Origin of the sequence: Kocuria nitroreducens, assembly GCF_042879195.1 — a bacterium.
GTDB lineage: Bacteria > Actinomycetota > Actinomycetes > Actinomycetales > Micrococcaceae > Kocuria > Kocuria nitroreducens.
The window spans coordinates 96,800-114,997 of record NZ_JBHZTC010000009.1 but is presented as its reverse complement, the minus strand read 5'-3'; the positions used below and the strand labels follow the sequence as shown (position 1 = coordinate 114,997).

The 18,198-nt window shown below is 74.2% G+C and carries 16 protein-coding genes, 3 tRNA genes and 1 pseudogene; 13 read left to right on the top strand and 7 right to left on the bottom strand.

Features of this window, described 5'->3' with window-relative positions; translation table 11 throughout:
• The first annotated feature begins 2 nt into the window (after positions 1–2).
• From ACFYE1_RS08140 to ACFYE1_RS08120, 5 genes are all read left to right on the top strand, one after another.
• Positions 3–1,394 carry a sulfate adenylyltransferase subunit 1 gene (locus ACFYE1_RS08140; RefSeq protein WP_387741708.1) on the top strand — a complete coding sequence of 464 codons (1,392 nt, stop codon included), beginning with the start codon at positions 3–5 and terminating at the stop codon, positions 1,392–1,394.
• A 1-nt stretch (position 1,395) separates the two neighbouring features.
• Complete coding sequence (locus ACFYE1_RS08135) at positions 1,396–2,544, top strand: ABC transporter substrate-binding protein (protein ID WP_387741706.1); 1,149 nt, start codon at positions 1,396–1,398, stop codon at positions 2,542–2,544.
• Positions 2,541–3,305 carry an ABC transporter ATP-binding protein gene (locus ACFYE1_RS08130; RefSeq protein ID WP_387741704.1) on the top strand — a complete coding sequence of 255 codons (765 nt, stop codon included), beginning with the start codon at positions 2,541–2,543 and terminating at the stop codon, positions 3,303–3,305. The genes ACFYE1_RS08135 and ACFYE1_RS08130 overlap by 4 nt, the downstream gene beginning before the upstream one ends.
• On the top strand, positions 3,295–4,248 hold the full coding sequence (locus tag ACFYE1_RS08125) for an ABC transporter permease (protein ID WP_387741702.1): 954 nt from the start codon (positions 3,295–3,297) through the stop codon (positions 4,246–4,248). The genes ACFYE1_RS08130 and ACFYE1_RS08125 overlap by 11 nt, the downstream gene beginning before the upstream one ends.
• 99 nt (positions 4,249–4,347) lie before the next feature.
• Entirely contained in the window at positions 4,348–5,775 is a 1,428-nt protein-coding gene (locus tag ACFYE1_RS08120; protein WP_387741700.1) for an FAD-dependent oxidoreductase, read from the top strand.
• Between the two features lie 93 nt (positions 5,776–5,868).
• Here ACFYE1_RS08120 and ACFYE1_RS08115 read toward each other — a convergent pair whose 3' ends face one another.
• Positions 5,869–7,230, bottom strand: a complete 1,362-nt coding sequence (locus ACFYE1_RS08115) for a D-arabinono-1,4-lactone oxidase (protein WP_387741699.1) — start codon at positions 7,228–7,230, stop codon at positions 5,869–5,871.
• Between the two features lie 179 nt (positions 7,231–7,409).
• On the opposite strand from ACFYE1_RS08115, the gene ACFYE1_RS08110 reads away from it, so the two are divergent.
• A complete protein-coding gene (locus tag ACFYE1_RS08110; RefSeq protein ID WP_387741697.1) occupies positions 7,410–8,489 on the top strand; it encodes a universal stress protein in 1,080 nt (359 codons plus the stop codon).
• Positions 8,490–8,499: 10 nt separating this feature from the next.
• Here ACFYE1_RS08110 and ACFYE1_RS08105 read toward each other — a convergent pair whose 3' ends face one another.
• The gene (locus ACFYE1_RS08105) at positions 8,500–8,853 is read right to left on the bottom strand and encodes a metallopeptidase family protein (protein ID WP_387741696.1); all 354 of its coding nucleotides are present in this window, start codon (positions 8,851–8,853) and stop codon (positions 8,500–8,502) included.
• A 157-nt stretch (positions 8,854–9,010) separates the two neighbouring features.
• On the opposite strand from ACFYE1_RS08105, the gene ACFYE1_RS08100 reads away from it, so the two are divergent.
• From ACFYE1_RS08100 to ACFYE1_RS08075, 6 genes are all read left to right on the top strand, one after another.
• Positions 9,011–9,083: transfer RNA gene (locus tag ACFYE1_RS08100), tRNA-Glu, on the top strand.
• Between the two features lie 78 nt (positions 9,084–9,161).
• Positions 9,162–9,235: transfer RNA gene (locus ACFYE1_RS08095), tRNA-Asp, on the top strand.
• Between the two features lie 63 nt (positions 9,236–9,298).
• Positions 9,299–9,371 (top strand) — tRNA-Phe (locus ACFYE1_RS08090).
• A 106-nt stretch (positions 9,372–9,477) separates the two neighbouring features.
• Positions 9,478–9,939: a hypothetical protein gene (locus ACFYE1_RS08085; protein WP_387741694.1), complete on the top strand. Its 462-nt coding sequence runs from the start codon at positions 9,478–9,480 to the stop codon at positions 9,937–9,939.
• 65 nt (positions 9,940–10,004) lie between these two features.
• Complete coding sequence (locus ACFYE1_RS08080) at positions 10,005–10,163, top strand: hypothetical protein (RefSeq protein ID WP_387741693.1); 159 nt, start codon at positions 10,005–10,007, stop codon at positions 10,161–10,163.
• Positions 10,160–10,657, top strand: a complete 498-nt coding sequence (locus tag ACFYE1_RS08075; RefSeq protein ID WP_387741691.1) for a hypothetical protein — start codon at positions 10,160–10,162, stop codon at positions 10,655–10,657. The genes ACFYE1_RS08080 and ACFYE1_RS08075 overlap by 4 nt, the downstream gene beginning before the upstream one ends.
• Positions 10,658–10,697: 40 nt before the next feature.
• On the opposite strand, the gene ACFYE1_RS08070 is transcribed toward ACFYE1_RS08075, so the two are convergent.
• Positions 10,698–12,401: a glycoside hydrolase family 13 protein gene (locus ACFYE1_RS08070; protein ID WP_387741689.1), complete on the bottom strand. Its 1,704-nt coding sequence runs from the start codon at positions 12,399–12,401 to the stop codon at positions 10,698–10,700.
• Between the two features lie 67 nt (positions 12,402–12,468).
• Complete coding sequence (locus tag ACFYE1_RS08065; protein WP_387741687.1) at positions 12,469–13,530, bottom strand: DMT family transporter; 1,062 nt, start codon at positions 13,528–13,530, stop codon at positions 12,469–12,471.
• A 239-nt stretch (positions 13,531–13,769) separates the two neighbouring features.
• On the opposite strand from ACFYE1_RS08065, the gene ACFYE1_RS08060 reads away from it, so the two are divergent.
• Entirely contained in the window at positions 13,770–15,284 is a 1,515-nt protein-coding gene (locus ACFYE1_RS08060; protein ID WP_387741685.1) for a carboxylesterase family protein, read from the top strand.
• Here the strand turns inward: ACFYE1_RS08060 and ACFYE1_RS08055 are convergent.
• From ACFYE1_RS08055 to ACFYE1_RS08045, 3 genes and pseudogenes are all read right to left on the bottom strand, one after another.
• Positions 15,227–16,177 (bottom strand): annotated as a pseudogene (locus ACFYE1_RS08055) (Gfo/Idh/MocA family protein); the annotation flags it as partial. The gene ACFYE1_RS08060 and the pseudogene ACFYE1_RS08055 overlap by 58 nt on opposite strands.
• A 209-nt stretch (positions 16,178–16,386) precedes the next feature.
• The gene (locus ACFYE1_RS08050) at positions 16,387–16,692 is read right to left on the bottom strand and encodes a DUF4193 domain-containing protein (RefSeq protein WP_387741683.1); all 306 of its coding nucleotides are present in this window, start codon (positions 16,690–16,692) and stop codon (positions 16,387–16,389) included.
• A gap of 439 nt (positions 16,693–17,131) precedes the next feature.
• Entirely contained in the window at positions 17,132–18,175 is a 1,044-nt protein-coding gene (locus tag ACFYE1_RS08045; RefSeq protein WP_387741681.1) for an LLM class flavin-dependent oxidoreductase, read from the bottom strand.
• Positions 18,176–18,198 lie beyond the last annotated feature (23 nt).

Here is an 18,198-nt window from a genome sequence, read left to right as displayed (position 1 = left end):
ACATGACATCCCCCAGCACCGTGACCGGGCACGCCCCCGCGGCCGAGCACGTCCCCACGATCGACCCCGGCTCCCTGTTCCGCTTCGCGACCGCCGGCTCCGTCGACGACGGCAAGTCCACCCTGGTGGGCCGGCTGCTCCACGACGCGAAGGCGATCCTGGCCGACCAGCTCGAGGCCGTGGGCCGCACCTCCGCCGAGCGCGGCTTCGGCGGCGGCACCGGCCGGCTCGACCTCGCCCTGCTCACCGACGGCCTGCGCGCCGAGCGGGAGCAGGGGATCACCATCGACGTGGCCTACCGCTACTTCGCCACGGACCGCCGCTCCTTCATCCTCGCCGACTGCCCCGGCCACGTGCAGTACACGAAGAACACCGTCACGGGCGCCTCGACGGCCGACGCCGTGGTGCTCCTCGTGGACGCCCGGCACGGTGTGGTCGAGCAGACCCGACGGCACCTGGCCGTCGTGTCGCTGCTGCGCGTGCCGCACGTGGTGGTCGCCGTGAACAAGATCGACCTCGTCGACTACGACCAGGAGGTCTTCGACCGGGTCGCGGCGGACGCCACGAGCATCGCCGCGCGGCTGGGGGTCGAGGACGTGCACGTGGTGCCCGTCTCCGCCCTCGAGGGCGACAACGTGGTGGAGCCCTCCGCGCGGACCCCCTGGTACTCCGGCCGGCCGCTGCTGCGGGTGCTCGAGGAGCTGCCCACGGTGGACGAGTCCGGCCGCGGCACCGCCCGCCCCTTCCGCTTCCCCGTCCAGTACGTCATCCGCCCGCAGGGCGGCACGGCACCGGGCGCCGACGCCGAGGCACTGCGGGACTACCGCGGCTACGCGGGCCAGATCGCCTCGGGCACCGTCGCGGTCGGCGACGAGGTCGTGGTCCTGCCCGCGGGCCGGCGCACCACGGTCACCGGCATCGACGTGGCGGGCACCGCGCCCGCCCCCGGAGCGCCCCTGCCCGGCGAGCGGCTGACGGAGGCCGCGGCGCCGCTGTCCGTGACCCTGCAGCTGGCCGACGACATCGACATCGCCCGCGGCGACCTCGTCGCGAGCGCCGACGACGAGCTGCCGGAGCCCGTCCGGGACCTCGTCGCCTCGGTGGCCTGGCTCGGCGAGCGGCCCCTGCAGCCCCGCGCCCGCGTGCTCGTCAAGCACGGCGCCGCCACGGTCCAGGCCATGGTCCAGGAGCTCGAGGGGCGGCTGGACCTCGAGCAGCTCGTGCTGCGGGACGCCACCACCCTCGAGCTCAACGACATCGGGCGGGTCCGGCTCCGGCTGGCCTCCCCGCTGCCCGTCGACCCCTACGACAGGCTGCGGCGCACCGGCGCCTTCCTGGTCGTCGACCCGGCCACGGGCAACACGCTCGCGGCCGGGCTCGTGCGGGACGCCTGAGGTGGGCGGGCAGCAGCCGCTGGACCTCGCCACGGTGACGGCCGGCAGCGGCGGGCGTCCCGCCGCGTCCCGTCGTCGCCCCGGCTGGCCGCTGGTGCTGACCGCGCTCGCGCTCCTGACCGCCCTCACGGCGGCCGCCACGTGGCTGCGCGCCGACGGGACCTTCGAGGCGTGGAAGCAGGCCTCGGTGGAGACCTCCGACGCCGCCGAGCTGCGGCTGGGCTACTTCGGCAACCTCACCCACGGACCCGCCCTGGTGGGCTTCGAGGAGGGCCTCTTCGCCCAGGAGCTGGGCGGGACCGCGCTGACCGCACAGGTCTTCGGCAGCGGGCCCACCGCCGTGGAGGCCATGAACGCCGGGACCCTGGACGCCGCGTTCGTGGGCCCGAACCCGGCGATCAACTCCTACGCGCAGTCGGGCGGGGAGTCCCTCGCGATCGTGGCGGGCGCGGCCTCCGGCGGTGCCCAGTTCGTGGTGGCCGGCGACCTCGCGGACGAGGGCGACCTCGCGGGGAGCACCCTGGCGAGCCCCGAGTTCGGGGGCACCCAGGACGTGGCCCTGCGCACCTGGCTCGCCGGGCAGGGCTACGAGGTCGACGGCGACGGGGCGCGCTCCGTCGCGATCACCCCCATGCCCAACGGGCAGGCCCTGCAGATGCTGCGGCAGGGCCAGATCGACGGCGGCTGGCTGCCCCAGCCCTGGGCCACCCGCGCCGTCCAGGAGGAGGGCGCCCGCGTCCTCGTGGACGAGCGGGACCTGTGGGCGGACGGCCGGTTCCCCACCACGGTGCTCGTGGTCCGCCAGGACTACCTCGCCCGGCACCCGCAGACCGTCGAGCGGCTCGTCCGCGGCCTGGAGCGGTCCGTGGACTGGCTCGACACCCACGAGGACGACCCCGTGACCGTGGCCGGCACCCTCAACGACGGGCTCGTGGCGGCCGGCACCGAGGCGCTGCCGCAGAACACCCTGATCGACGCGCTCGGCGCGCTCGAGTGGACGGTCGACCCGCTCACCGGGACCTATCCCGCGCTGCTCGCCGACGGCATCGCGGCCGGGACCACCCAGGACGCCTCGCTCGAGGGGCTCGTGGACGAGCGGTTCCTGGAGCGGCTGCGACCGTCCGCACCGGCAGGGGAGGAGTCGCCGTGACCGCGATCCGGCTCGAGGGCCTGAGCAAGAGCTTCGGCCCCGCGGACGGTCCCGTCCTGGAGGACGTGGACCTCGAGGTGGAGCGGGGCCAGTTCGTGGCGCTGCTGGGCGCCTCCGGATGCGGCAAGTCCACGCTGCTCAACATCGTGGCGGGCCTGGAGGAGCCGACCGGCGGCTCCGTGACGGTCCCGGCCGAGGGCGCGGCCCTGATGTTCCAGGACGCCGCCCTCTTCCCGTGGCTGAGCGCGCGCCGCAACGTGGAGCTGGCCCTCGAGCTGCGCGGCATGCCGCGGGCCGAGCGCCCGGAGCGGGCGCGCGAGCTGCTCGAGCTCGTCCGGCTCGGCCACGCCGCGGACAAGCGCCCGCACGAGCTCTCGGGCGGGATGCGCCAGCGCGTGGCCCTCGCCCGGGCGCTCGCCCAGGAGCGGGAGGTGCTGCTCATGGACGAGCCGTTCTCCGCGCTGGACGCCATCACCCGGGACCTGCTGCACGAGGAGCTGCTGCGGATCTGGCGGGCCACCGGCCGCACGATCGTGTTCATCACGCACAACGTCGGCGAGGCCGTGCGCCTGGGCCAGCGCGTGCTGCTCATGTCCTCCCGCCCGGGGCGGATCGTCCAGGAGTGGGACACCCGCCCCTGGAAGGACCCCGACGCCTACGGCTTCGAGGGCAACGCCCAGTCGCTCGACGACACCCTCGGGGAACTGACCCGCACGATCACCGCACGACTCCGGGAGGAGATCAGCCGCCATGCCGCCTGAGACCGCCGCACCCTCCGTCCCGGCCCGGTCCGCCGTGGACCGCCCCGCCGTCGCGCCCCCTCCGGCCCCGGTCGGCCCCCGCCCGGGCCCCGCCGGGGACGAGCTCGCCGGGCTCGACGCCCTGCAGACCGAGCGCACCCGCCGCACGTCGGGGGTCGAGGTGCTGCGCACCAAGGTGGCCCCGCCCCTGGTGGCCCTGCTGTTCGCCCTGCTGCTGTGGCAGCTGCTCGTCGCCGTCCTCGGGCCCCGCCCGGACGTGGTGCCGGGCCCGCTCGACGTCGCCCGCCAGGTCACCGTGCTGCTCTCCGACGGCACGGTGCTCGGCGCGCTGGGCACCAGCCTGTGGCGCGGGATCAGCGGCTTCCTGATCGCGGTGGCCGTGGCCACCCCGCTGGGCCTGCTGGTGGCGCAGTGGCAGGGGTTGCGCAACGCCGTCGGCCCGCTCATCTCCGGGCTGCAGGTGCTGCCCTCCGTGGCGTGGGTGCCCGCCGCGATCATCTGGTTCGGGCTCTCCGACGCCACCGTGTACTTCGTGGTGCTCATGGGCGCCGTGCCCTCCATCGTCAACGGGATGCTCGCGGGCGTGGACCAGATCCCCCCGCAGCTGCGCCGTGCCGGGCACGTGCTCGGGGCGTCGGGCTGGACGATGGCGAGCCGGATCGTGCTGCCCGCGGCCCTGCCCGGCTACGTCGCCGGCCTCAAGCAGGGCTGGGCGTTCTCGTGGCGCTCTCTCATGGGCGCCGAGCTCATCGCGATCGGCGGCTCCATCGGGTTCGGCCTCGGCTCCCTGCTCGCCCAGGGCAGGACCGTGTCGAACATGGCCGTGGTGATGGTCGCGGTGATCGCGATCCTCGCCGTCGGCATCCTCGTGGAGCTGCTGTTCTTCAACCCCGTGGAACGGCGCCTGCTGCGCGGCCGAGGGCTGCTCGGCCACCGCTCGTGAGCCTCCTCACCCAGGAGATTCTGCGCCAGATTCACTACCCTTGGACCCGGTCTACGATGCGCGCGGCGGACGCCGTGCGCGCAATCGAAAGGAACCCACGTGGCTGACACCACCACCCGCCCCCTGCGCGTCGCCGTCATCGGCGCCGGCCCGGCCGGCATCTACGCCGCGGACATGCTCACCAAGTCCGGGCCCGTGAAGAACGGGGAGCTCGAGGTCAGCATCGACCTGTTCGACCGCTACCCGACCCCGTTCGGCCTCATCCGCTACGGCGTGGCCCCCGACCACCCGCGCATCAAGGGCATCATCACCGCGCTGCGCGCCATCCTGGGCCGCGGCGACATCCGCTTCTTCGGCAACGTGGAGTTCGGCCGGGACCTGACCCTCGCCGACTTCGGCGCCCACTACGACGCCGTGATCTTCGCCACGGGAGCCGTCTACGACGCCCCGCTGAACATCCCCGGCAACGACCTGAAGGGCGTGCACGGGGCCGCCGAGTTCGTGGCCTGGTACGACGGCCACCCGGACTTCCCGCGCACCTGGCCGCTCGAGGCCCGCGAGATCGCGGTCATCGGTAACGGCAACGTGGCCCTCGACGTGGCCCGCGTGCTGTCCAAGCACGCCGACGACATGCTGGTCACGGAGATCCCCGGCAACGTCTACCAGGGGCTCAAGGCGTCCCCGGTCACGGACGTGCACATCTTCGGCCGCCGCGGCCCCGCCCAGGTGAAGTTCACCCCCCTCGAGCTGCGCGAGCTCGCCAAGTCGCGGGACGTCGACATCGTCGTCTACGACGAGGACTACCAGTACGACGAGGGCTCCGAGCGGACGATCGCCGAGAACAACCAGGTCAAGGTCATGGTCAAGACGCTCGAGAAGTGGCGGGCCGACGACTCCCCGCAGACCGCCTCCCGCCGGCTGCACCTGCACTTCCTGCAGAGCCCCCGCGAGGTGCTGGGGGAGGACGGCCGGGTCACGGGCCTGCGCATGGAGCGGACGCGTCTCAACGGTGACGGCTCCGTGACCGGGACCGGCGAGCACGTCGACTACCCCGTGCAGGCCGTCTACCACGCGGTGGGCTACCTGGGCTCCCGGCTGCCCGAGCTGCCGTTCGACGACGGCCGCGGCGTGATCCCCAACGCGGAGGGCCGCGTCCTGGCCGAGGACGGCACCGTGCTGCACGGTCTCTACGCGACCGGGTGGATCAAGCGTGGTCCGGTGGGGCTGATCGGGGCCACCAAGTCCGACGCCCTGGAGACGGTCACCCACCTCCTGGAGGACCGCTCCGTGCTGCCGGGCGCCAGCCGTCCCGACCCCGAGTCCGTCAACGACGTGCTCGAGGCCCGCGGCGTCGAGTACACCACCTGGGAGGGGTGGCTGGCCCTCGACGAGTACGAGCAGAACCTCGGCCAGTCTTCCCACGACGCCGAGGGCAACCCGCGCGAGCGCGTCAAGGTGGTCGAGCGCGAGGAGATGGTCAGCGTCTCCCGGGAGGGCGTGACGGAGCCGGTCACCTCGCCCGTCTGAGCCGCCGCTCCGAGCCGCCGTGCTGACCCGCGAGGGGCCGCGTCCTGCCGGACGCGGCCCCTCGCGCTGTCGGACCGGGGGCGGAGGCCGGGCCTACAGGCCCAGCAGCCCGCGGACGTGGGCGTTGAGGAACACCCCGTCCGGGTCCACCGAGGCCCGGGCGTCGAGGAAGTCCTGGAACCGCGGGTACACCGAGCGCAGGTGCTCCGCCTCCTGCGTGTGCACGGTGCCCCAGTGCGGGCGGCCGCCGTGGGCCACGAAGATCTCCTCGGCCGCGGCGAAGACCTTCGGATCGTACCGGCGCCAGTACTGCCGCAGCGCGATCCAGCCGGTCTCCCGGCCGTGGGCGGGAGAGAGCCAGGCGTCCTCCGCCGCGGAGCAGCGCACGTCCACCGGGAGCGAGAACGAGTAGTCCCGGCGCTCGATGAGCGTCTGCAGCTCCCGGAAGGCGACGACGAGCTCTTCGACGGGCAGAGCGTACTCGGAGGAGACGAACCGGGTCCGGCGCGGTACGGTGAACACCCGGAAGGAGAGGTCGCTGTACTGCCGCGGGCTGTTCGTGAGGGCGTCGAGGCGGTTGAGCCCCGGAGTGGAGCGGGGCAGGACGGTGGCCAGCTGGTTCAGCCCCGCGGTGAGGGTGTTGCGCAGCACGGCGTCGTCGAGCCGGCGCACGGTGCGGGCCACGGGGGACCCGGGCCGCGTGTAGGAGTCCGGGAGCTTGTGCAGGCGCGTCAGGATCCGGGTCTGGGCGGTGGCGGTGCCCGGCGTCCAGAAGAACTCGAAGTGGTCGGCCCCGGCCATCCGGCTGCCCAGGGTGTCCACGAGCTGGCCGAGGGGTTCTTTGAGCTCCGCCGCGTGCAGCCGGAACGTCGGCTCGCACTCCAGGGTGACGCTCGCGACGACCCCCACGGCTCCCAGGCCCACGCGTGCGGCCTGGAACAGCTCGGGGCGCTGCTCGGCGGAGCACTCCACCAGCTCGCCGCCGGCCGTGACCAGGCTCAGGGCGACCACCTGCTGGGACAGGGAGCCGAAGGCCAGGCCGGTCCCGTGGGTGCCGGTCGAGACCGCGCCGGCGACCGTCTGCCAGTCGCTGTCCGGCAGATTGGTGACGGCCAGCCCGTGGGCGTCCAGCTCCTGGTTCAGGTCGCGGATCGTGGTGCCCGCCAGGACCGTGACCCGCAGGCTCTCCCGGTCGACGGCCGGCAGCCCGGAGAGCCCGGAGAGGTCGAGCATGACGTCGGGGGCGAGGGGCAGCGCCGAGAAGCTGCACCCGGAGCCCACCGCGCGCACGCCCAGTCCGCGGCGCACGGCGGCGGTGACGCCCTCCGCGAGCTCCGGGACCGAGGTGGGGCGCAGCACGTGCCGGGGGGTCACGGAGTGGGTCCTGGCCCACGTGGCCCACTCCTCCGTCCCGGTCTCGCCGGGCAGGGCGCCGGGCAACGAGATCTCGCTCATCGGCGGGACCGTCCTTCCTCGCAGGCAGGTGCACAGTGCGCCCTCATCCTCTCATCCCGGGGGCGCTCCGGCGCCCCGCGGGACCCCGCCCTGCCGCCCCGCCGCGCGTACCATCGGAGGCGAAGCCCGCGGCGGGGCCGGAGCGCCGCGGACCGAGGACGCGCACAGGAGGCAGCACCATGACCGACCACCCGTCCCCGGACCGGGAGCGCGAGGATCCGCACGAGACCACGCTGGGCGGGGAGGCGGTGCGCCACCGCGTCCCCGCGGGCGGTGGGCAAGGCCGGTCCCTCGACGCCACCGGAGAGATCGTCGTGGGCATCGACGGGTCCGAGCAGAGCCTCGGGGCCCTGCGCTGGGCGGCCCGGGAGGCGCGCCGCCGCGGCCGCCCCGTGCGGCTGGTCACCGCGTACAGCCTGCCCGTGTTCTCGGGCTCGGGGTTCGACACCGGCTACGCCACCGTGGACGAGGCCGCCCTCACCCAGGGCGTCGAGGAGCTGCTGAACCACGCGGCGGACCAGGTCCGCGACGTGGAGGTCGAGCTGCGGGCGACCGTCGAGACGGGGGACCCCTCCGGGGCCCTGATCGAGCTGAGCCGCACGGCGGAGCTGATGGTCCTCGGCTCCCGGGGGCGGGGCGGCCTGCTGGGCCGGCTGCTCGGCACGGTCTCCACGGCGGTGCCGGCGCACGCGAAGTGCCCCACGGGCGTGGTGCCCCTGCCGTGGGCGCAGGAGCACCTGGGCGCGGAGGAGCTCACGAGCACCCGGGCCCTCGTGGACCGCGTGGTCGTCGGCTCGGACGGCTCCGCCCAGGCCCGGGCCGCCATGCTCTACGCTGCGGAGGAGGCACGACTGCTCGGCGTCCCGCTGACGGTGCTGTGCGCGCTGCCGCCCGTGAGCGGGGCGCTCGCGTGGATGCCGACGGCGGTGGACTTCGAGGTGATGTACGAGGACGTCGCGCGGGCGCTCAACGGTGGCGTCGCCTGGCTCGAGAGCTGGTTCCCGGACCTGGAGATCGGCTCCGAGCTGGCGGACGGGGCGCCGGTGCAGGTGCTGGTCGAGCAGACCCGGCGCAACGGCCTGGTGGTGATGGGCACGCGCGGCCGGGGCGGGTTCGCCGGGATGCTCCTGGGCTCCGCGTCGCAGGGGGTGCTGCACAACGCCGCCGGGCCCGTGCTGATCGTCCCGGACCGCCACGACGAGCGGATCGAGACCCGCAAGGACTTCGACTCCGACGACGTCCGCCCCTGGGACGCCTGAGCGGGCCGGCTCAGCCCCAGCCCAGGTCGTGCAGCCGCTCGTCGTCGATGCCGAAGTGGTGGGCGACCTCGTGGATGACGGTGACCGTGATCTCCTCCACGAGCTCCTCGCGCTCCGCGCACATGCGCTGCAGCGGTCCCCGGTAGACGAAGATCCGGTCCGGCAGGGAGCCGGCGCCCCACCCGCCGTCCCGGGCGGTGAGGGGCACGCCCTCGTAGAGGCCGAGCAGCTCGGGGGAGTGCGCCGGGGGCTCTTCCTCGACCAGGATCACCACGTTGTCCATCGCGCGGAAGAGCGGGTCCGGGATCAGGTCGATGGCGTCGTCGACGGCACCGTCGAACTCCTCGCGGGTCATCTCGATCATCCTTCCATTCCTACCGGACGCGCCCGGGCGGTGGCTGGGTCCCGAGGGACCGGGCTCGAATTGTGCAGGATCCGGGCGAGCCTCTAAGCTGTACTCGGTTTCTCCCGTGTCACGGTCCTCGGTCGCCGAGGTCGTGGTCGTCGATGCGGGCGTTCTGGCCCCCATCGTCTAGCGGCCTAGGACACCGCCCTTTCACGGCGGCGGCACGGGTTCGAATCCCGTTGGGGGTACGCGATCGGAGGGTCCCCCGCCGATTTGTACAACCGCCGAGGAATGCTGGTAGGATCAGTCCTCGTTGGAAACAGCAAGGCCCTGTAGCGCAGCTGGTTAGCGTGCCGCCCTGTCACGGCGGAGGTCGCGGGTTCAAGTCCCGTCAGGGTCGCTCGGACGGCGTTCATCGACACGATGCGGCGCCGTCGCGGCATATCCGCTGCGGATGTGCCGGGGCTCTGTAGCTCAGTTGGTAGAGCGTACGACTGAAAATCGTAAGGTCACCGGATCGACGCCGGTCGGAGCCACCGCGGAAACCGCCGGTCCCCTCGTGGGGGCCGGCGGTTTCTTCGTGCCGGGGGCGTGCTGCCGGCTGCCAGCGGACACCGAGGTTCGCTCCCTACCCTGGGAGCCGTGATCCGGTATCCCCGACGCCCGAGCCCCCGCGGGGCAGCAGCGGCCGCGCTGTCCGTCCTGTGCCTGCTGGCGCTCGCGGGCTGCGGCGCCGGCCAGCAGCCGTCCGGGCTCGTCCTCGAGCCGACGGCGGGCTCGCCCGCCCCGGTGCCGTCCGGGTCCTCCTCGGAACCGGAGGCCTGCTTCGACGTGGCGAGCGCCTACGCCGCGCTGAGCCTCGTGCCGCTGTCCGGCGACGAGCCGGACCCCCACTTCCGCCCGCAGGGGGCGGCCGCCTCCGTGCGGGACCTCGTCCCCCGGCTGCCCGCCGAGCTGCGCTCCGCGTTCGACGACGCCGTGGCCGCCCTGGACGCCGCGGGCCCGTCCGTGCAGCCCGCCGAGCTGGCCGAGCTGCAGCGGACGCTGGCGCCGGTCGGCGACTGGCTGCGCCGGGCGTGCGCGGAGCCCACCCCCTCGGAATGATCAGCATCCTGCCTACACTGGGAGGCAGGCCGCCCGGCCCGGGGGCCACGACCGAGGGAGTCGACATGACCGAGCACGGACGCGAGCAGGAACCGGGGAACGGACCGGTCGACGACCAGCGCGAGGACGGCGTGGTCATCGAGCCGGGCGCCGAGCTCGACCGCGACCTGGAGCAGCAGGGGCTCGACGCCGACCGGACCTCCGACGGGCAGGAGCGGCCGTGACCGGGCCCGCCCGCCGGAGCGTGCTCGGACGGGCCGCGGCGACCGGTGCCGCGGCCGGGATCGCCGGTGCCGGCCTGATGGTGCTGGGGGAGAAGGCCGAGCAGGCGCTCACCCACCGCCCGGACTCCTACGTCCCCGCGCGCGCCCTGCTCACCCTGCTGGGGCGGCACCCCGGCGACCGCGAGCAGCCCGCAGGCTGGAACTCCGCCATGCACTACGGCACGGGCGCCGCCCTCGGCGCCCTGCGCGGAGTGTGGGCCGTTACCGGCATCCGCGGCCCGCACGCCCACGCCTGGCACACGGTGGTCCGGCTGGCCTTCGACCAGACCGTGGAGAACGCGACCGGCGTCGGGGCCCCGCCGGCGTCCTGGCCGGCGGGCGAGCAGGCCGTCGACGTCCTGCACAAGGCGGTGTACTCGGTGGCCACGGGCGTGCTCGCGGACCGGCTGCTCACGCCGGTGCTCGCGTCGACCCGGGGGCGCACCAGCCACTGATCCGCAGGCCGCACCGTCCGGCCCGGCCGGGCGCGGTCGCTCACGCCAGGCGCCACCACACGGCCCGCTCGGGCCGCAGCGCACCGTCCTGCACGGCGTCCTGACGGCTGAGCACGAGCGGCTCTCCCGCGGGCAGGGTCACCGGGGCGCCGCCGATGTTCGCCGCCACGAGGACCCGCTCCCCGGCGCCGGTGGTGTTCACGAAGGAGAGCAGGCCCGTTGCGGCGTCGTGGGTCGCGTGCCACCCGAATGTGCCGCGGCCGAGACCGAGCTTCCGGCGCACCCGCAGTGCCGTGCGGTACACCGTGTGCGTGGAGTCGGGGACCCCCACCTGCCGGTCCGCCGCGAACTCCGCGAAGGCCTCGGGCTGCGGCAGCCACGGGTCGGCCCCGAAGCCGTGGCCCGGCTCTCCCGCGGTCCAGGGCAGCGGGACGCGGCAGCCGTCGCGGCCGACCTCCTCGCCCCGGGTGCGGGCGAACGCCGGGTCCTGGCGCACCTCGGCGGGCAGTCGCGTGTGGTCGGGCAGGCCCAGCTCGTCCCCCTGGTACAGGTAGGCGGAGCCGGGCAGCGCGAGCTCCACCAGGGCGGCGGCGCGGCCGCGGGCGAGACCCTGTTCGTGGTCGGGCTGCTCGCCGTCCGCGTCGATCCCCTTGGGGTAGGCGATGGGGTCGGTCAGCCCGAAGCGGGAGACGTGCCGGACGGTGTCGTGGTTGGACAGCACCCAGGTGGTGGGCGCGCCGACCTTCGCCGACTCCGCCAGGGAGTCCTCGATGGCCCGGGACATCCGGCCCCAGTCCCACCCGGCCACCAGGAAGTCGAAGTTGAACGCCTGGTGCATCTCGTCGGAGCGGACGTACATCGCCAGCCGGTGCGCCGGCTCGACCCACGCCTCGGCCACCATCATCCGGTCGCCCTCGTACTCGGCGAGCACCCGGTGCCAGTCGCGGTAGACCTCGTGCACGCCGTCCTGGTCGAAGTAGGGGCTGCCGTTGCTCAGGGGGGTGTCCGGGGCGTCGTGCTCCCGTGCGTCGTGCTCGCCCTCGACCATGTGCACCTGGTGGTCCCAGTCCGGCAGCCCCTCGGCCTTGACGAGGCCGTGGGCCACGTCCACCCGGAAGCCGTCCGCACCCCGGTCCAGCCAGAAGCGCAGGACGGAGCGGAACTCCTCCCACACCTCCGGGTTCTCCCAGTTGAGGTCCGGCTGGGTGCTGTCGAACAGGTGCAGGTACCACTGCCCGTCCGGCAGGCGGGTCCAGGCCTCGCCGCCGAACACGGAGCGCCAGTTGTTCGGCGGCAGCTCGCCGTGCTCGCCCCGGCCGTCCCGGAACATGTACCGGTCCCGCGCGGGGCTGCCCGGCCCCGCGGCGACGGCGGCCCGGAACCACTCGTGCTCGCTGGAGGTGTGGTTGGGCACCAGGTCCACGATCAGCCGCATGCCCAGCTCTGCCATCCGGGCGCGCATCCGGTCGAAGTCCTCGAGGGTGCCGAAACGGGGGTCGATGTCCCGGTAGTCGGAGACGTCGTAGCCGGCGTCGTGCTGCGGCGAGACGTAGAACGGGGACAACCACAGGGCGTCCACGCCGAGGTCGGCGAGGTAGTCGAGGCGGTCGACGATGCCGGGCAGGTCGCCCAGGCCGTCGCCGTTGGAGTCGTTGAAGGAGCGGGGATAGATCTGGTAGATCACCGCGGAGCGCCACCACTGGCCGTCCTCGGTCATGGGGGACTGGCTGACCTGCTGCGTCATGGGCTGTTCCTCGGGTGCTTCCTCGGCGTGTCCGGTTGGGGGGCTGCCCGGTGGGGGCGTCCCCAACCTAGTCAGTCCCCGGGTGCGGTGTCACGGCCGCCTGCACGGCGGCCGTCCGCGCGGCGGCCGGGTGCCCCACCGCGGGCGCCGGGGCAGACGGCGCCTCGGCGGGCGGTGCGTGGGCGGACGGTGCCTGGCCGGACGGTGGCCGGACGGACGTTCCCGGCCGGTTCGCGACGACGTTGGTGGGGGCGAGGGCCAGGACGACGAGCGCGGCGGCGATGACGGCCAGCCCGGTCCAGCCGGCGCCCGTCAGCCGTTCGCCGACGACGACGACGGCCAGGACCGCCGCGACGGCGGGCTCGGTCAGGGTAAGCGTGGTCGCCGTGCTCGGGCGCACCCGGGTGAGCCCGATGCCGAACAGGAAGTACCCGAGGAACATCGGCACCAGCGCCATGTACGCGGCCACCGCGAACGACTGCGCCGAGGTCAGCAGAGGCGCCCCCGTGAGGGCGAGGACGGGCAGCAGGAGCGCCCCGCCGGCCCCGAAGACCGAGCCCATCGAGGCCGCACGCCCCACCCCGCGGCCCATCAGCCGGTGGACCACCCACGAGTACAACGCGTAGGTCGCCCCGGCCACCAGCCCGAGCCCGATGCCGGCGGCGGTGTCCGCGGCCGAGGCCTCGGACCCGCCGGCCCTGGACAGGCACAGCAGGGCGCTGCCGAGGACGCCCAGGAACGCGGCGACCATCCACCACCGGCTGAGGGGGCGGCGCTCGAGGAAGCGTTCGAGGACGCCCGAGGCCAGCGGCGCGGACGCCAGTGAGACGACCGTGCCGATCGCGACGCCGCCCAGGTGCATCGAGCTGTAGAACGCCAGCGGATAGACGGCCACGGCCACGGCCCCGACCGCCACCAGCCCGGCCTGCGAGCGCAGCGCCCGCCGCGAGCGGCGCAGCGCGGGCAGGGCGATCGCCGCCTGCAGCAGCCCGCCCGCCCCTAGGGCGGCGGCTCCGATCGCCAGCGGCCCGGCCCCGGGGGCGAAGGTCGCTGCGGTCCCGGTCGTGCCCCACAGCACCGAGGTCAGCAGGATCGCCGCGACGCCGGCGTGGTGGCCCGTGCGGCTCACGGCGCCGCCAGCACGTCGTCTGCCCCTGCGCGGGCGCGCGCGGAGCCGCGGAGTCGCGCCGGGCGCTGCGGGTGTGCGGTCATGGAAGGCTCCTGTCGGTCGGTAGCCCAATCTACCCAGGACCGTCGACGGGTGCCGCCGAGCACGGCGCGGTGGGCCGGGAGGGGACGGAGCTCCCCGGTGCCGTCCGGTCCGCAGGCGCCCCTGACGTCCCCGGCGGGTCGTGGTAGAAGGAGAGCATGACCGCCGCCCCTCCCACGTTCAGTCCTCCCTGCGGTCCGGTGCGCGGCCGGGTCGACGGCGACGTCGTCCGGGCCACCGGGATCCCGTACGCCACGGCCGGCCGGTTCGCCGCGCCCGTCCCGGTCGCGGACCGGGAGGAGCCGCTCACCGCCACGGCCCCGGCCCCGGCCTGCCCCCAGGCGCACTCGCCCTTCCTCACGGAACTCCTCGGCGACACCCTCGCCGGGCTCCCGCAGGACGAGCACTGTCAGCGGCTGTCGGTCACCCTGCCCCTCGATCGCGGAGAGGAGGAGCGGCTGCCGGTGATGGTCTGGATCCACGGCGGCTCCTACACCACCGGGGCCGGCGACGCCCCGATCATGGATCCCCGGCCCTTGGTCGCCGAGCAGCGCGTCGTGGCCGTGAACGTCACCTACCGGCTGGGACTGTTCGGCTACCTCGGCGCGGGCCGGGACCGCCCGGCCAATCTCGGTCTGCTCGACCAGCTCGAGGCGCTGCGCTGGGTGCGGCGCAACATCGCGGCGTTCGGCGGGGACCCGGACCGGGTGACCGTGTTCGGCCAGTCCGCCGGTGGTGACGCCGTGGCCCACCTCATGGCCGTCCCGGGCGCGGAGCTGCTGTTCCGCCGGGCCATCCTCCAGAGTCCTCCGCTGGGCATCGCGCGCGGCCGGGCTGCGATGAGCGCGGCCATGGCGGCCGCGGCCGGGGCCGTCACCGCCGGGATGCCGGCCGCCGAGGTGGTGGCCCGGCAGGCCGAGGTCGAGGCCGGCGCGTCCTCCTTCGGACTCAGGGGCCGGATGCCGTTCGGCACCCAGTACGGGCACCACCCCCTGCCCGTCGAGAAGGGCGTCGAGGCCGCCTGGGACCGGGTGGCCCCGCACGTCGACGTGCTCATCGGCCACACCGCGGAGGAGGCCCGGCTCTACCTGCCCACGCTGCCCGTCCTGCACCGGGTCACACGGCTCCCGCTGATCGGCCCGCTACTCCGCCGGGCCGTCGTGGGTCACGTGACCGCGGCCGTCTACGCCCGGGCCGTCCGCCGGTTCGCCGCTCGGCACGTCCGGGCCGGCGGCCGCGCCCACACCTACGTGCTCGGCTGGGGCGCGCCCGGCAGCCCGTACGGATCCGCCCACACGATCGACCTCCCGCTGCTGTTCGGCGACGAGGCCACGTGGGCCGGCACCGGGCTGCTCGCCGGGGCCGCGTGGGAGGACGTCCAGGCCCACGGCCGGCCCCTCCGGCGGCTGTGGGCCGACTTCGCCCGCGGCGAGCCGCTGGCGGACACCGGGTGCGTCCCCGGTGTCCTGCGCTACCGGTCGGCCGGGGGCGCACAGCCCCTCGGCCGTGTCCGCGGCGCGCTGCGCCAAGCTCAGGGGGCCGCCGGCACCTCCCGCGCCCCCGTGCGGGCGCTGCGCCGGGCCGCGTCCAGCACCGCGGCGACGGCCACGGCGTCCCAGGGGTCCACCGGGACCTCGCCGTCGCCGAGCAGCCACCGCGCCACGGCCCGGTAGAAGTCAGCCGGCTCGCCGGGGGCGGTGGGCACGGGGGCGGTCCCGGTGCCGTGGACGAGCAGGCCTGTCATGCCCTCCCCGGGGTCCAGGAGGTCGAAGGGCCCGGAGCAGTCGTCGTGCCCGGGAACCAGGAAGGCGCCGGCCGAGCCGAGCACCCGGGTCCGCGGCCCCGGCGCCCCCACGAGGCTCCCGGCCCACAGGTGGCTGGTCGTGCCCGAGGCGTGGTCCAGGGCCAGGAAGACGTCGTCCTCGGTGGGTGTCGTCAGGTCGCGCAGCTCGGCGCGCACCGCGGCCACCGGCCCGAACAGCTGGATCGCGGCGTCCACCAGGTGCGGACCGAGGTCGAGCAGCAGTCCGCCGCCCTGGCCGACCGCGTTCTCCCGCCACCGGTCCTTGGGCACCGGGCGCCACCGTTCCCAGCGGCGCTCGAACCGGTGCACGTCCCCGAGGTGCCCCTCGGCGAGTACGCGGGCCAGGGTCAGCTGCTCGCTGTCCCAGCGCCGGTTGTGGAAGACCGTCAGCGGCGTCCCGCTCTGCTCGGCGCGTCGGACCACGGCCGCCGCACCCTCGTGGTCCATGGCCAGCGGCTTGTCGACCACCACGGGGATCCCCGCCTCCAGGCCGGCCAGCGCGTGCTCCGCGTGCAGACCGGTGGGGGACGCGACGACCAGCACGTCGGGCCGCGAGTGCTCCAGCAGGCCGGTCAGGTCCCGGTGCACCTGCACCCCGGGCCAGTCGGCGCCCGCGCGGGACGCCCGTTCCGGGCTGCCGGTGACGACGTCGGTGACCTGGCCGCCGGCCCGCCGCAGCAGGTCTCCGTGGAAGTCCCGCCCGGCCATGCCGTATCCGACGAGTCCGGCGGTGAGCACTCGTCCTGCACCCTGTTCGCTCATGCGCTCACGATAGCCGCTCGGTGCCGCGCCGCACCGTCGCGCTTCGGCCCGACTGTGAGCGCCACGATCACCACCGCGAGCAGCACCGGCCACTCCGGCACGCGGGGCGGGGCAGGGGAACCGTCAGAGGGCGGGGTGGACTCCGGCACCGGCCCGTTCTGTCACGGGGTGCGACGGCGGCGGGGTGCGGGCGGGGTGCAACGGCCTGTTCAGCTCTCGCAGTCGGTGCAGTACTTCACCGCGCCGGCCTGGCGGGCGAGCTGGGAGCGGTGCCGGACCAGGAAGCAGGAGCCGCAGGTGAACTCGTCGACCTGTTCCGGGATGACGGCCACGGTGAGCTCTTCGTGGGAGAGATCGGCCCCGGGCAGGTCGATGCCCTCGGCGGTGTCGAAGTCCTCGGCGTCGATGACCGCGGTCTGGGTGGTGGCGCTGCGCTGGACCTGGATCGCTTCCAGGGACTCGTTGGCCGGCTCGTCCTCGGGCCGGGTGCGCGGGGCGTCGTAATCGGTGGCCATGATGTGGTGCGTCCTCCTGGAACGGGGTGCTGCTGTGCAGGGGGTGCCCTGCAGGGAAGGACCAGAGTGTACCCCCACGACATGAGGAACTGTCGAATCCCCGCCGGATCGATGGATTTTCGGCGTCGCGATGGGCATGTTCCGGCGGGCGGCGCTCCATCGTCACCGACCTCCGGATGCGCACCGCAGTCCGGATGATCGAGGTCGGGGAGCCTGCCGCCCCGGTGGCCCGGGACTGGGGCACATGTCCCGGGCCACTTCTGACCGCCGCACCCGGGCGCTTCCGGTGTCGGCCGGCTGGAACGGCGTGTGCGGAGGCCCGGCACTGCAGCGTCCGGTCGAGACAGTCACGCCGGGAAGGAACACCGCCTGGCCGGTGAGCACGGCGGGCCCGTCGCTCTGTCCCTGGTGGGGGGTGACAGCGGCGCAGCCGAGGGCTTCACGCGCTGAAGGCGGGAACGACGTGATCGACGAACAGTTCCAGGGACTTCTTCTTCTCGGCGTGGGTCATGCCGTTGTCGATCCAGTAGGCGAACTCGTCGACACCCAGGTCCTGATAGTGCTTGATCCGCTCGATGACCTCATCGGGTGTGCCGATCATCGCCGACCTGTGCAGGCTGTCGGGCTCGAACTCGGGTCGGTCCGCGAACTTCTCCTCCGGCGAGGGGGCGAGGAAGCCGTTGGCCGGGGTGGTCTTGTTCCCGGCCCAGGCATCGAAGGTCCGGTAGTAGCGGTTGATCGCTGCGGCCGCTGGACGCCAGGCGTCCGGCTCCTCGGGGCTGTGCACGTAGGTGTGGCGCAGGCACAGGACCTCAGGCTTGTCCGCGTCCGGGAACTTGGCCATCGCGGCCTTGGTCTTGTCGGTGAGGTCGGCGACCTCGCGGTCGTCCTTCATGAGCGGGGTGACCATGATGTTGAACCCGTTCTCGACGGCGAACTCGTGGGACTCGGGGGAACGGGCCGCGACCCAGATGGGGATCTCGCCCTGCACCGGCTTGGGCACGCTGGTGGAGGTGGGGAACTGCCAGATCTCCCCGTCGTGGGTGTAATCGCCCTGCCACAGGGCGCGCATGGCCGGGAGGATCTCGCGCAGGTGCTGGCCGCCGGCGGCGGCGGGCATGCCGCCGGCGAGCCGGTCGAACTCGAATTGGTAGGCGCCGCGGGCGACCCCGAGCTCGAGGCGTCCGCCGCTGATGACGTCCAACAGTGCGCTCTCGCCGGCCGCGCGGACGGGGTTCCAGAACGGTGCGATCAAGGTGCCGGCACCCAGGCGGATGGTCTCCGTCTCGGCGGCCAGGTAGGCGAGCAGCGGCATAGGAGTCGGGGAGACCGTGTACTCCATCGCGTGGTGCTCGCCGATCCACACGGTGGAGAACCCGCCGTCCTCGGCGACGTGCACGAGGTCGACGAGGTCCTCGAAGAGCTGCCGGTGGCTCACCTGGTCGTCCCAGCGTTCCATGTGCACGAAGAGGGAGAATCGCATTGTGGTTGCCCTTCTGTAGGTTG